Below are 13,052 nucleotides of genomic sequence, written 5' to 3' on the forward strand. Positions count from 1 at the left end.
CGCAGGTCGTCGATCCGCTATAGCTAGAGCATGCGGAAAGTGGTTCTGGTGGAGAGGGCGTGTTCTGCCAGGGCGGGGAGGAGGGGGGTCGCGGCTGTGGTGGTGGGGCCTGCCAGGACGATCGTGGTGGGGGTGAGGAGGGTGGTGATGGTGTGGAGGGCCAGGGAGATGCGGGTGGCCGTTTCCTGGAGGAAGGGGTGGATGGGGGCGGCGAAGGAGGCTGAGACGGCTGCCTTGAGGTTGGCTTCGAGGGTGGGGTGGGTGAGGGAGTGAGTGCGGGCCAGGGACTGGAGGGCGGTCGTGCTCGCCAGGTCCTGGAAGCTCGTCTCACGGAAGCCGGATCTGAGCGGGGCGGGCTCCTCGCGGGTGGGCCGAGGGAGGGGGAGGGTGCCTATGTCGCCGGGGGTGCCGGGGAGGGGGGTGCCGTGGGTGAGGTGGGCCAGGGAGAGGTCGTCGCCCAGCCAGAGGAGGGTGAAGTCGGCCTGGTCGCGGGCGGAGCCGAAGTGGTGTTCGGCGATGGCGGTGAGGGTGGTCTCGTGTTCCAGGGTGACGGGGCAGGAGAGGGCGGTTCGGGCGGCCGCCGTGGTCGAGGTGAGGCGGGTGTCGCGGTCGTCGGCGGTGGGGTCGTGGACCGCGAGGACCGCTGAGGTCAGGGGGGTTCGGGAGAGGGCCGCGGTGGTGAAGGCCAGGTCGATCAGGGCGTCGAGCTGGGAGGTCAGGGGGGCCTCGGTGTGGGGGACCGTGACCGGGGGGAAGGTGCGGCCCGAGACGTCGCCCAGCGCGGCGGTCAGGGAGTCGGGGGTGAGGTGGAGGGCGGCCACGCGGCCGGTGGTGGTGGCGATGGCGTACTGCTCGGGGCGGCGGCCGGGGCGGATCTCGTCGGAGGGGCCCGCCGGTTCGATGAGGCCGGCCGCGAGGAGGCGGTTCACCAGGTCGATGACGGTGGGCTGGGTGAGGCCGGTGCGTTCGCGCAGGTCGGTGCGGCTCAGACGGCCCGCGGAGGCGATGACGTCGAGGGCGGCGCGGTCGTTGATGCGGCGGGCCGTGCGGGAGTCGGCGGGCAACAGGCCGTTCCTTTGATGAGTAGGTAGGCTACCTACTCATCTTAGGGCGTCATTCGGTCTTCTTCCTGCTGTTCAGGGTGACCTTCGTGTGCTCGGGGTCCACGCGGGTGCCGGGGGCCGGGGTCTGGGAGACGACCACCCAGTTGCGGTCCCAGATCAGCAGGCGGCCCTGGCCGGTCGCGTCGTGCTCGCGCAGCTTGACGAAGCCCTTGGACTGCAGGAGGTCCTGCGCCTCCTGGTGGTTCCTGCCGACCAGGTTCGGCATCTTCACCAGGACGGGCTTCGGCGACGGCTTCTCGGCGCGGGCCGACGGGGGCGGCGCCGCGGCCACCGCGGGCTCGGGCGAGGAGGACGAGCCGGAGAAGGCCGTGCTGATCCGTACCCCGACCAGGAGCGTCAGCGCGAAGACCGACGCGCAGATCAGGAACAGCACGGTCGGGAAGGTCTTCTGCGGCGGCACCTGCTGGTGGAAGCCGTAGTGGCGTTCCTCCTGCGGCGGGCCCGGCGGGGGCGGCTCGGGGCGGAGAGGGTTCACCTGCGCTCCTCGGGTGGGCGGAGACCGCGGTTCGCTCCAGCCTACGCCGACCGGCCCCACTCCAGCCTGAGGCGATTCCCGGCGATGACGGCCGTCGTCACGCTTCCCTCGTGCTCCAGGACCACCGTCGGCGGCGGGCCCCGGAAGCCCAGCGAGCAGAGGGCCGCGCTCAGCCCGTCCTCCGGAGCGCCCTCGACGGCCTCGACCTGCACCGGCCCCCGGACGTGCGCCGTCCCCGCCTCCGCGACGAGCGATCCGGCGGCCGCGCATCCGGCGACGGGGATCAGCGACGACGGCAGATCGGTGGCCCACCCGGTCTGCCTCCGCGCGAACCGGCTCCCCGTGACCCGGCTCCCCGTGACGCGGTGGAGGCGCAGTTCCCAGCCGTCGTGGACCACCGTCGCGCTCTCGATCAGCGCGTCCGGCAGTTCCGGTGGCCGGTGCGCCGACCGGGCCCAGCTCAGGGCCCCCGCCGAGCCCGCGCCGAGCGGCTCGAACGGTCCCCTGGACGTCATCCGCCCGTCCGGCAGGAGCAGGCCGAAGTGGTTGTCGGCCGGGTCGTCCCCCGTCGTCGGCGAGGTCGCGGAGGAGTAGGCGAACCGCGAGTACAGCTCCCCGTACCCGGCGGCGTGCGACCCGTGGTTCACCAGCCGGGCCACTCCCCCGCTGCGATGCGCGACGAACCCCGCGCCGGGCAGCGCGAGCGCACCGTCGGCGAGCGGCTCCTCCTCGGCCGTCCAGACCGGATGCCCGGACGGCAGCAGCAGCCCGGCGAAGGCCTTCGCCGCCCAGTAGGGCGAGGCGGGCCCCGAATACTCCTGGACGGCCGGCGGATACGGCCCGTGCCACCCCGGGGTCAGCACTCCGTCCGCGTCGAGCGCCCCCCGTTCGAGGAAGTGACGGAGCGCCCCGCTCGCCAGCCGCCGGGTCTGCCCGGGGCTCAGCGGAGTGGCCTCCAGCAGCGCGCCGAGGAACAGCGGCGCCACGGCGGCGAAGCGGTAGATCAGGGACCGGCCCCAGTACACGGGCGCCCCGTCGGCGCCGAACAGCAGCGCGTACCCGGCCAGGAACGCGCGCAGCCGCTCCTCGTGGACCGCGCTCCGCTCCCCCGACAGCAGGCCGACCAGCGCGGGATACAGATGGAGCGCCCAGGCGTTGTAGTGGTCGAGCGCGCGCCCGTCGCCGTCGGCGTACCAGCCCTCCCCGAGGTACCAGGGGTCGATCGCCGCCAGCCCGCGCCGGACCGCCTCCCCGTCGCCGAGCAGCCCGCCGACCGCGGCCGGGAACAGCCTCCAGTTGTTGTCGTTGGGCTCGTGGACGAGCGCACCGGCCAGATATCCGCGCAGCCGGGAGCGTTCCGCGGCGGACAGCGCGTCCCACGTGTGCTCCCTGGTCATCCACAGGCCCAGCGCGAGGGACGCGGCCTCGACCATGGGCTGGAAACGGTCGCGGACCGCCGGCCACGTCCGCGGGCCGGAGCGCAGCCCGGACAGGTAGGGTCCGATCGCCGCGACGGGCCCGCCGCCCGCGACCCGGAACGCGGCCAGAAGAAAGGTGCGTGCGAACCCCTCCAGGCCGTCGCAGCCGGACGCGCTCGGCGGCCCCGGCAGGACGACCGACGCGCCGTCCGCCGAGAACCGGGGGCGGACCGCCCGCAGCAGGTCGTCGGCGGCGTGTTCCCAGTGTTCCCGCGTCCACCCCGTGTACGGGCTCAGCACGCGGTCCTCCGGCGGTGTCACGCCGAGTGGGCGAGCGCCTCGGGCCTGACCGGGTGCGCCGCGGGGACGCCGAGCGACAGCCGCGACACCTCCTCGACCGCGAGGTCGACCATCCTGGCCAGCTCGTTGCCCATCGAACCGGCGATGTGCGGGGTCAGCAGGACGTTCGGCAGGTCGTAGAGCGGCGACGCCGGCGGCAGGAACTCCGGATCGGTGACGTCGATGACGGCGTGCAGCCTCCCCGACACCAGCTCGTCGGTGAGGGCCGCGGTGTCGACGAGCGAGCCTCGCGCGGTGTTGACGAGCGTCGCGCCGTCCTTCATCAGGGCCAGGCGCCGCCGGTCGAACATGTGGCGGGTCTCGGGGACCTCGGGGGCGTGGATGGTGACGACGTCCGCGAGCTCGGCGAGATCGTCCAGGTCGGCGGGGCGGGCGCCGAGCTCGATGGCCTCGTGCCGGTCGACGTAGGGGTCGTAGAGCAGGACGTCCAGGTCGAAGGGGCGCAGCAGGTCCAGCACCCGCCGCCCGACCAGCGACGCCCCGACGACGCCGACCGTCATCCGGTGGTTGCCGAGGCCGGGGAACGGCGCGGACCAGTCGGCCCTGGCCCGCTCGCTGCGGTACATCGCGGCGATCTGGGTGACGCGCTTGCCCGCGAACAGGATCGAGGCGAGGGTGTACTCGGCGACCGGGACGGCGTTGGCCACGGCCGCCGAGGTCACGAGGACGCCCCGGTCCCAGCAGGCATCGGTCACATGGTGTTTCACCGAGCCGGCGGCGTGCACGACGGCGCGCAGCCGCGGCATCCGATCGAGCGCCCCGGCGGTGAGCGGCGGGCAGCCCCAGCAGGTGAAGAGCACCTCGGCCGAGGCCAGGACGGCCGCCGCCGCGGGATCGGCGAAGTCGGTGACGACCAGCCCGAGGTCGACGTCCGCGATCTCGGCGAGCCGGTCGAGGCTGAGCGTCGCGCGGACCGACGGGTCCATCGCGAGAACTGTCTTGATCATGAGGTTCCCCCGGCCGGTCCGCTACTTCACGGCGCCGGCGGTGAGGCCGGCCTTCCAGAAGCGCTGCAGCATGATGAAGGCGACGATCAGCGGGATCACCGCGACGAGCGAACCGGTGATCGAGAGCTGGTAGTACAGAGGCGTCTGCGAGGTCGTGCTGTTCCAGGCGTACAGGCCCAGGTTGACCGGGTAGAGGTCGTCCCGGGAGAGCATGACCAGCGGTGTGAAGAAGTTGTTCCAGCTCCCGGTGAACGAGAACAGGAAGATCGTGATGAAGCCCGGTCCGAGCATGGGCAGGGAGACCCGGCGGAAGATCGTGAACTCGCCGGCGCCGTCCATCCGGGACGCCTCCAGCACCTCGTCCGGCACGTACCCCTCGGAGAACACCCGCGACAGGTAGACGCCGAACGGGTTGACCAGGGCGGGCAGCAGGACGCACCAGTAGGTGTTGAGCAGGCCGGCCTGGGAGAACATGAGGTAGAGCGGGAGCTGGGTCGCGGCCGCCGGGACCAGGACGCCCAGCAGGATGAAGCCGAACAGCTTCTCCTTGAACCTGAAGTCGTACTTGTCGAAGGCGTAGCCGACCATCACCGACAGCATCGTCCCGGCGAGCGAGCCGAGCACGGAGTAGATGAAGGAGTTGCCGAACCAGCGCAGGTAGATGCCGTTGTCGTAGGTGAACAGCAGGCGCAGGTTGGTGACGAGGTTGAGGTCGCCCAGCGCGAAACCGGGGTGGGCGAACAGGTCTCCGGCGTCCTTGGTCGCGGCGATGACCAGCCAGGCCAGCGGCATCACCGTGTAGACGGTGAAGACGGCGAGCAGGCCGTTGAGCACGCCCCTGGCCATGAGCGGGCGGCGGGTGCGGCGGGCGGAAGCCGCGTGCGCGGGGGCGCGGCGGCCGAGGGCGAGGCTCATGCGCTCCTCCTGCGGTTGCCGAGGCGGGTGACGGCGAAGCTGAGGCCGCCGGCCAGGAGCCCGACGAGCAGCGACGCCGCGGAGGCGAGACCGTCGTCGTGGCGCTGCGAGGCGGCCGAGTAGATGAACATGGTCGGCGACCATTCGGCGTTGACGCCGTCCGAGCGGCCCAGCATGACCGTGGGCTCGGTGAACAGCTGGATCGAGCCGATGATCGTGAAGAGCATCGTCATGACGATGGCCGACCTGATCATCGGGATCTTGACGCGGAGCGCGGTCCGCACCTCCCCCGCGCCGTCGACGGTCGCGGCCTCGAGGAGCTCGCGCGGGATCGCCAGCAGCGCCGCATAGAAGATGATCATGTTGTAGCCGATCCACTGCCACGCGGTGACGTTGACGAGCGCGGGGATCGTCAGGCTCTTCCCGAACAGGTCGACATCGGCGCCGCCGGCGTTGAGGACCTGGAGGACCGGGCTGAGCCCCGGGGTGTAGAGGTACACCCAGACGATCGCGGCGATCACGCTCGGCACGGCGTGCGGCAGGAAGAACGCGAGCTGGAAGAAGCGCTTGGCGCGCACCAGCGTCCCGTCGAGGAGCAGGGCGAGGACCATCGCGCCGCCGATCATCACCGGGATGTAGAGCGCGCAGTACAGGGCGAGATGGCCGAACCCGCCCTGGAAGGCCTGGTCGGTGAGGGCCCTGGTGTAGTTCCCGAGCCCGACGAAGCGCCGCTCGGTGCCGCCGAAGCCGAGCCCGCCGCTCTGCTCACGGAACAGGCTGGTCCAGGCCGCGTAGAGGATCGGCGCCACCATGAGGGCGAGGAACAACACGAAGAACGGGACGATGAAGACCGCTGCCGCCGTCCGCTGCCTGCGGATCGTGCTCACGTCGCGCTCCCTTCGGGGTTCGGGGTTCGGGGGCCGCCCGGGCCCGCGGGCACGGGTCCGGGCGGCGGGAGGAACCGGCGGGGAGGGGGTCCGCGCCGGCCGGGGGGTTCTACGGGGCGAGGGTCAGGCCGCGGGACTTGATCTCACCGGTGGCGGCGTCCTGCCCGGCGGTGAGGGAGGCGGTGATGTCGCCGGACGCCGCGGCGTCCTTCATCTTGGCGTTGGCGAACACCTGCACCGGGCCCCAGGTCCAGCCGGGGACGATCGAGGCGACCTGGGCGGAGGTGAGGGCGTAGACGTCCTGGCCTCCGTAGAAGGAGGAGTCGAAGCCGGCCTTGGCCGCGTCCACGAGGGCGGGGTCGGCCGGGAGCGCTGAGCTGGTGCCCGAGCCGAGCTGGGCCTTGAGGCTCTCGGGGGTGGAGGCGGCGAACTCGATGAACGCGTCGGCGGCGGCGCGGTGCTTGACGCCCTTCAGCTCGGCGTAGACGGTGCCGCCGACCATGCCCGAGGCGGGCTTGCCGTCCCAGCTCGGCATCGGGGCGAGCGCCCACTTGCCGGCCTGGTCCTTGACGAGGTCGCGCAGGCTGCCGGCGTTCCAGGACGCGCCGAGGACGGTCAGGGTCTTCCCGTCGACCAGGTTCTTGGTCCACTCGGGGCTGTAGGAGACCTCGCCGCGCACGAGGTCGTCCTTGATGAGGCCGGTCCAGTAGTCGCCGACCTTCTTCGAGTTCGGGTCGTCGTAGGAGACCTTCCAGCCGTCGCCCTGGGTGGTGTACCACCTGCCGCCGGCCTGCCAGACGAATCCGGCCAGGACGGTCGCGTCGTCCTTCCAGAAGGAGGACAGGCGGACGCTCTTGTCGGCCTTCTTCACCTTCCCCGCGGCCTCCGTGAACTCCGCCCAGGTCTTCGGCACCTCGATGCCGTACTTCGTGAACAGGTCCTTGCGGTAGTAGAGGACCTGCGGAGCGGCGTCGCGCGGCACGCCCCAGACCTTGCCGCCGAGGGTGGCCAGGCCCTTGACGCCCTCGGGCAGGGTGCCGACGTAGGAGGTGAGGTCGGCGCTCGCCTCGGCCACGTTGCCCTGGGAGGCGAACTCGGGGAGCGCGTTGTACTCGATGTTGACCACGTCGGGCACCTGGCCGGCCTTGATGGCCGCGTTCATCTTGTCGTAGCCGCCCGCGCCGCCCGCCGGGATCTTCTCGTAGACGACCTTGTACCGGGTCTGCGACTTGTTGAAGGCGTCGACGAGGGTGTCCGCTCCGCCGAGCCAGGACCAGTAGGTGATCGTCTCGGGGCCGTCGGCCTTCGTGTCGTCCGAGCCGCCACCGCAGGCGGCGGCGCCGAGGGCGAGGACGGCGGCGCTGGCGACCGCGGAGATCTTGGTGAACTTCATCGTTTCCGCTCCTGCTGCAAGCTGGGGGTGAGGCGAGGTGGGGCCCATCATTCGCTCAGGACCGATCGGAAGTCAAGAGCGAATGAACAATCAATCAAACGTTGCCGATTTCGATCAGATCACGAACAGCAAGCGATCAGGTGAGACGCCGGTCACCGAGCAGCATGCCATGGGTTTTCGACGGATTCGTCCCGTACCGACCGCCCTGAACAGCGCGAACCCCTCCGGCCACGGGCGCGGAGGGGTTCGCGGAGGGGTTCCGGGAGCGGTGATCGTCAGGCGCCGCAGGATGCTCGAACGAGCAGTTCGGGGAGCAGGGCGATCCGGCGCCGGGGCCCGGCGGGCTCGGACAGGCGACGGGTCAGCAGCTCCACCGCCGCCGCCCCGACCGCCGCCTTGGGCGGTGCCACGGCCGTCATGGGGGTGTCGGCGAGCGCCGCCACCTCGTCGTCGTAGGCGACGATCGCCACGTCATCGGGGATGGCCGTCCCCCGGGCCCGGAGCTGCTGGGCCAGCACGATCGCGTCATGGTCGTTGTGGATCAGGGCGGCGTCGACCGTCCCGTCCCTGACGGCCTTCACGAACAGGTCGACGTGGTCGGCCGGGGCCACCGTGTCGGGAGCCTCGGTGGCGAAGAAGGGCCCGGGGACCAGCCCGGCCTCGGCCAGCGCCCGGTCGAACCCGGCCCTGATCCACGGGGTGTGCGGGCTGTCCCCCCTGGCGACCAGGGCGATGTTCGCGTGCCCGAGACCGGCCAGATGGCGCACCGCCAGTTCCCCGCCGTACCCGTGGTCGGACACGACGTGCTCGAGCCGCCCGAACCCGCGCCGCTCCACCAGGACGACCGGAACCGGCAGCTCCTCCAGCAGCCGGGCGTTCCCGGCCCCGCTGGGAGTGATCAGGAGCCCGTCGACCCCGGCGTCGAGGAGCTGCCCGACCTGGGCGGCGTCCTCGGCGGGGTCGTAGCGGGAGATCCCCAGGACGAGCCGGATCCCGTGCCGGGCGGCCTCCTCGCGCGCCCCGCGGATCACCTCGGGGAAGTAGTAGCCGGCCGACGGCACGACCATCCCGAACGACAGCCGCCCCTCCGGGACGGGCCGCGGCGCCCCCTCGGCGGCCGGAAGCCTGGCCCCGCCATGCGTGCGGACCAGCCGTCCCCGCTCCGCCAGCGCCTCGACGTCGCGGCGGACCGTGATCGCGGAGACTCCCAGCCTGTCCGCCAGATCGCTGACGCGGATCGAGCCCTGGGCTCGCAGCTCGCGCAGGATCGCCTCGTGGCGCTCCTCGGCATGCATAGGCGTTCTCTCCTCGGCGGGGGTCCGGACGACAGAACACTACCGCACCTGAGCGTTTCTGTTCATATGGATCGAATGAACAATGACCGCGCTTGACGGGCCGCGAAGGGCGGCCTACCGTGGCGGAAAGCGCTTTCCCACCCTCTTCTTGGAGCGACCGTGACCACCACCCTCGGCGTCATCATGAACGGCGTCACCGGACGCATGGGCCACCGGCAGCATCTGCTCCGCTCGGTGCTCGCGATCAACGCCCAGGGCGGTGTGGCCCTCTCCGATGGAGAGAAGGTCCTGCTGCGTCCCGTCCTCGTCGGCCGGAACGCGGCGAAGCTCGCCGAGATCGCCGCCGAGCACGGCATCGAGGACCACACCACCGACCTCGACGCCGCCCTGGCCGACCCGGAGAACCTCGTCTACTTCGACGCCCAGGTCACCCGGGCGCGCGTGAAGGCGATCCTCAGGGCGATCGAGGCGGGCAAGCACGTCTACACCGAGAAGCCGACCGCCGAGTCGGTCGCCGAGGCCGTCGCCCTCGCGGAGGCCGCCACCGCCGCGGGAGTGAAGAACGGCGTCGTCCAGGACAAGCTGTTCCTGCCGGGCCTGCTCAAGCTCAAGCGGCTCGTCGACGGCGGCTTCTTCGGCCGGATCCTGTCGGTGCGCGGCGAGTTCGGCTACTGGGTGTTCGAGGGAGACTGGCAGGCCGCCCAGCGCCCGTCGTGGAACTACCGCGCCGAGGACGGCGGCGGCATGACCCTCGACATGTTCCCGCACTGGCAGTACGTCATGGAGAACCTGTTCGGCCCGATCCGCTCGGTCTACGCCCAGACCACGACCCACATCCCGGCCCGCGTCGACGAGAACGGCCGCGCCTACGACGCCACCGCCGACGACGCCGCCTATGGGATCTTCGAGCTGGAGGGCGGGATCATCGCCCAGATCAACTCCTCCTGGTCGGTCCGGGTGAACCGCGACGAGCTCGTCGAGTTCCAGGTCGACGGCACCGAGGGCTCCGCGGTCGCGGGCCTGCGCGGCTGCAGGATCCAGCACCGCTCGACCACCCCCAAGCCGGTGTGGAACCCCGACCTGCCCGTCACGGTCTCCTTCCGCGACGGCTGGCAGGAGGTCCCCGACAACGCCGAGTTCGACAACGGCTTCAAGATCCAGTGGGAGATGTTCGTCCGGCACGTCCTGGAGGACGCGCCCTTCCCCCACGACTTCGCGGCGGGAGCCCGCGGCGTCCAGCTCGCCGAGCTGGGCCTGCGCTCGGCCGCCGAGGGCCGCCGCCTGACGGTCGGCGCACTGTGACCGCCCGAGACCACCGGAGGACCCCCGTGAACGCCGCCCGCACGCTGACCCTCCCCGGCTTCGGCGAGCACACCGTCGGCGACGCCCCCGCCTGGGACGCCGCCGGAACCCCGGTCAGCCGGATCGCCTACGCCGCCGCGCACGTCGTCGCCGCCCCCCTCGCCGACAACGGCCCGGGACGTCCCGCGGCCGTCGACTGGGAGGCCACGCTGCGCTTCCGCCGTCATCTGTGGGGCCTCGGCCTGCGGGTCGCGGACGCGATGGACACCGCCCAGCGCAACATGGGCCTGGACTGGGCCGCCTGCCGGGAGCTGATCCGGCGCAGCGCCGCCGAGGCCCGTGCCTTCGGCGACCCCGTCCACCTGGTCTCCTGCGGCGCGGGCACCGACCACCGGCCGGAGGCCGCCACCCTGGACGCGATCGCCGAGGCCTACCTCGAGCAGATCGCGGCCGTCAGGGACGCGGGCGCCGGAGTGATCGTCATGGCCAGCCGCCAGCTCGCCGCCGCCGCCCGCGGCGCCGACGACTACCTGACGGTCTACGACAGGATCCTCGTCCAGGCCGACCGCCCGGTGATCCTGCACTGGCTCGGCGGCGTGTTCGACCCGAACCTGGAGGGCTACTGGGGCTCGGCCGACGTCGCGACGGCCACCGAGACCTTCCGCGGCCTGATCGAGGCGCACGCGGACAGGATCGACGGCGTCAAGGTCTCCCTCCTCGACGCGGACCACGAGATCGGGCTCCGGGCGTCGCTGCCCGCGGGCGTCAGGCTCTACACCGGCGACGACTTCAACTATCCCGAGCTCATCGCGTCCGGCTCGGACGCCCTTCTCGGGATCTTCGACGCGATCGCCCCGGCCGCCGCCGCCGCGCTCGCCGCCCTCGACAAGGGCGACACCGACCGCTACCACGAGATCCTCGGGCCGACCGTCGCGCTCTCCCGGACGATCTTCGAGACGCCGACCTACCACTACAAGACCGGCATCGTCTTCCTCGCCTGGCTCGCCGGCCACCAGGACCACTTCACGATGGTCGGCGGCGCCCAGGCGAACCGCTCGATCGTCCACCTGTCGAAGGTGTTCCGGCTGGCCGGCGAGGCCGGGCTGCTGCCCGATCCCGATCTGGCCGTCGCGCGGATGCGCGCTCTGCTGAAGGTGCACGGCGCGTGAGGCTCTCGCTCAACCAGTGGACGACCAGGGCCTGGACGGTCGAGCAGGCCGTCGCCGGGTGCGTCCGGCACGGGGTGGAGTCGATCGGGCTGTGGCGCCAGGACGTCGCCGCGCAGGGCCTCGCGGCGACCGCCGCGCTCATCGGGGAGGCCGGCCTGACCGTCTCCTCCCTGTGCCGCGGCGGCTTCTTCACCGCGCCCGACCAGGAGGCCGACAACCGCGCGGCCGTCGACGAGGCGGCGGCCCTGGACGCCGCCTGCCTGGTCCTGGTCGTCGGCGGCCTGCCGGGCGTAGCGCCGGGAGAGCCCCTCGCGGGGTTCTCCCGCGATCTGCCCGCCGCCCGCGCGAGGGTCGCCGGGGCCCTGCGGACGCTCGTCCCCTACGCGCGGGACAAGGGGGTCCGGCTCGCCCTGGAGCCGCTGCACCCGATGTACTGCGCCGACCGGGCCGTCCTCTCGACCCTCAAGCAGGCCCTCGCCCTGGCCGAACCGCACGATCCGGCCGAGGTCGGCGTGGTCGTCGACACCTTCCATCTCTGGTGGGACCCGGAGGTCTTCGACCAGATCGCCGCGGCGGCCGGCCGGATCGCCTCCTACCAGGTGTGCGACTTCCTGCACCCGATCCCGCAGGACGTCCTGCTGGCCCGCGGCATGATGGGCGACGGAGTGATCGACTTCGCCCCCTTCACCGAGGCCGTCCTGGCCGCGGGCTACACCGGCGACGCCGAGGTCGAGATCTTCAACGCCGACCTCTGGGCGGCCGATCCCGACGACGTCCTCGCCCTCACCAAGGCCAGGTTCGCCGCGCACGTCGCCCCGTGAACCCGTGGTGGAGCGGTCATCGGGGGCCGTTCCACCGCACCCGTTCCCCGCCGTTCAGCCGAAGGCCAGCGCGATCGTGCCGAACTGGCGCTCGCGGCGGTCCCGGAGCGCCGGGCCGTGCTCCATCACCGGGACGCCGAAGCGGGCGGCGAAGCCGAGCTTCTCCGCCCAGGCGACGACCTCCGTCTGGTGGTCGCCGAGCTCCAGCCGGTAGGGACCGGGCGTCGTGGCGATCAGATCGGTGATCAGGGCTATCGCGGTCTCCGGCCCGTCGGCGACCGCGGGCCCCAGCAGGGTGATCCCGTCGTAGCGCCAGGCCCCGGCGAAGCCGAGCGCGCCCGTTGGCCCCTCGGCGATCCGGAAGCCGAGCCCGTGCCGGGTCAGCAGCTCCCCCAGGATCTCCCGCCGGGACGCCCCGAACGCCTCGAGGTCGAGCGCGGCGATCGTGTCGAGATCGTCCGGGGTCGCCGCCCTGGTCAGCCCCGTCTCCCCGGCCACCGGCTCGCCGAAGAACACGGTGACGGCGCCCCGGGCCGCGAAGCCGAGCCGCTCGTACAGCGGACGGCCGTAGGCGGTGGCCGTCAGGACGCTCGTGGGCGTCCCGCAGGTGGCGAGGATGTGCCGCATCAGCAGGGCGCCGAGGCCCCTGCGCTCGTACCGCGCGGCGGTGACGACCATGCTGATCGCGGTCGCGGTGTCCCCGTAACGGGTCGCGACGGCCATCGCCGCCAGACCGTCCCCGTCGGGGGCCCGGACGCCGAAGACGGTGCCCGCCCGGAACAGCAGCCGCCACTTCTCCTCCTCGCGCGTCCAGTTCCGGTCTTCGGCCAGGTCCTGGCAGAGCGATATTTCCGATTCGTCCAGCACGGAGATCTCAAAGCGCATCTCGACACCCTAGGTGACGCCGGGTGAGTGCCGTCATGGGGATTTCCGGCCGCTCCGGAGG

The 13,052-nt window shown here is 72.1% G+C and carries 12 protein-coding genes; 3 read left to right on the forward strand and 9 right to left on the reverse strand.

The annotated features are described in order from the left end of the window. Positions 1-23: 23 nt before the first annotated feature. The 8 genes from ABD785_RS39430 to ABD785_RS39465 form a co-directional block, all read right to left on the reverse strand. Positions 24-1,064, reverse strand: coding sequence for an ROK family transcriptional regulator (locus tag ABD785_RS39430; protein WP_344839464.1), 1,041 nt, complete (start codon positions 1,062-1,064; stop codon positions 24-26). A gap of 49 nt (positions 1,065-1,113) precedes the next feature. Next, positions 1,114-1,599 carry a PASTA domain-containing protein gene (locus ABD785_RS39435; protein WP_344839468.1) on the reverse strand — a complete coding sequence of 162 codons (486 nt, stop codon included), beginning with the start codon at positions 1,597-1,599 and terminating at the stop codon, positions 1,114-1,116. Positions 1,600-1,640: 41 nt separating this feature from the next. Next, a complete protein-coding gene (locus ABD785_RS39440; protein WP_344839471.1) occupies positions 1,641-3,317 on the reverse strand; it encodes a DUF2264 domain-containing protein in 1,677 nt (558 codons plus the stop codon). A gap of 17 nt (positions 3,318-3,334) precedes the next feature. After that, positions 3,335-4,324: a hydroxyacid dehydrogenase gene (locus ABD785_RS39445; protein ID WP_344839474.1), complete on the reverse strand. Its 990-nt coding sequence runs from the start codon at positions 4,322-4,324 to the stop codon at positions 3,335-3,337. Between the two features lie 21 nt (positions 4,325-4,345). After that, entirely contained in the window at positions 4,346-5,239 is an 894-nt protein-coding gene (locus ABD785_RS39450) for a carbohydrate ABC transporter permease (protein ID WP_344839478.1), read from the reverse strand. Further along, positions 5,236-6,126 carry a carbohydrate ABC transporter permease gene (locus ABD785_RS39455; RefSeq protein WP_344839480.1) on the reverse strand — a complete coding sequence of 297 codons (891 nt, stop codon included), beginning with the start codon at positions 6,124-6,126 and terminating at the stop codon, positions 5,236-5,238. The genes ABD785_RS39450 and ABD785_RS39455 overlap by 4 nt, the downstream gene beginning before the upstream one ends. Before the next feature lie 109 nt (positions 6,127-6,235). Further along, positions 6,236-7,519, reverse strand: coding sequence for an ABC transporter substrate-binding protein (locus tag ABD785_RS39460; RefSeq protein ID WP_344839482.1), 1,284 nt, complete (start codon positions 7,517-7,519; stop codon positions 6,236-6,238). 275 nt (positions 7,520-7,794) lie between these two features. Further along, positions 7,795-8,814: a substrate-binding domain-containing protein gene (locus ABD785_RS39465; protein ID WP_344839485.1), complete on the reverse strand. Its 1,020-nt coding sequence runs from the start codon at positions 8,812-8,814 to the stop codon at positions 7,795-7,797. A gap of 183 nt (positions 8,815-8,997) precedes the next feature. Here ABD785_RS39465 and ABD785_RS39470 point away from each other — a divergent pair, with 183 nt between their 5' ends. Genes ABD785_RS39470 through ABD785_RS39480 form a run of 3 tightly spaced genes read left to right on the forward strand, consistent with a single transcriptional unit; the run spans position 8,998 to position 12,106 of the window. Further along, on the forward strand, positions 8,998-10,116 hold the full coding sequence (locus tag ABD785_RS39470; protein ID WP_344839549.1) for a Gfo/Idh/MocA family protein: 1,119 nt from the start codon (positions 8,998-9,000) through the stop codon (positions 10,114-10,116). Positions 10,117-10,142: 26 nt separating this feature from the next. Then, entirely contained in the window at positions 10,143-11,285 is a 1,143-nt protein-coding gene (locus tag ABD785_RS39475) for a dihydrodipicolinate synthase family protein (RefSeq protein WP_344839490.1), read from the forward strand. Continuing rightward, positions 11,282-12,106, forward strand: a complete 825-nt coding sequence (locus ABD785_RS39480) for a sugar phosphate isomerase/epimerase family protein (protein ID WP_344839493.1) — start codon at positions 11,282-11,284, stop codon at positions 12,104-12,106. The genes ABD785_RS39475 and ABD785_RS39480 overlap by 4 nt, the downstream gene beginning before the upstream one ends. A 54-nt stretch (positions 12,107-12,160) precedes the next feature. Here ABD785_RS39480 and ABD785_RS39485 read toward each other — a convergent pair whose 3' ends face one another. Next, positions 12,161-12,991 (reverse strand): GNAT family N-acetyltransferase, encoded by an 831-nt coding sequence (locus ABD785_RS39485; protein WP_344839496.1) that lies wholly within the window; start codon positions 12,989-12,991, stop codon positions 12,161-12,163. Between the last annotated feature and the right edge of the window lie 61 nt (positions 12,992-13,052).

Source organism: Actinocorallia longicatena (assembly GCF_039534125.1).
Taxonomy (GTDB): Bacteria; Actinomycetota; Actinomycetes; order Streptosporangiales; family Streptosporangiaceae; genus Actinocorallia; species Actinocorallia longicatena.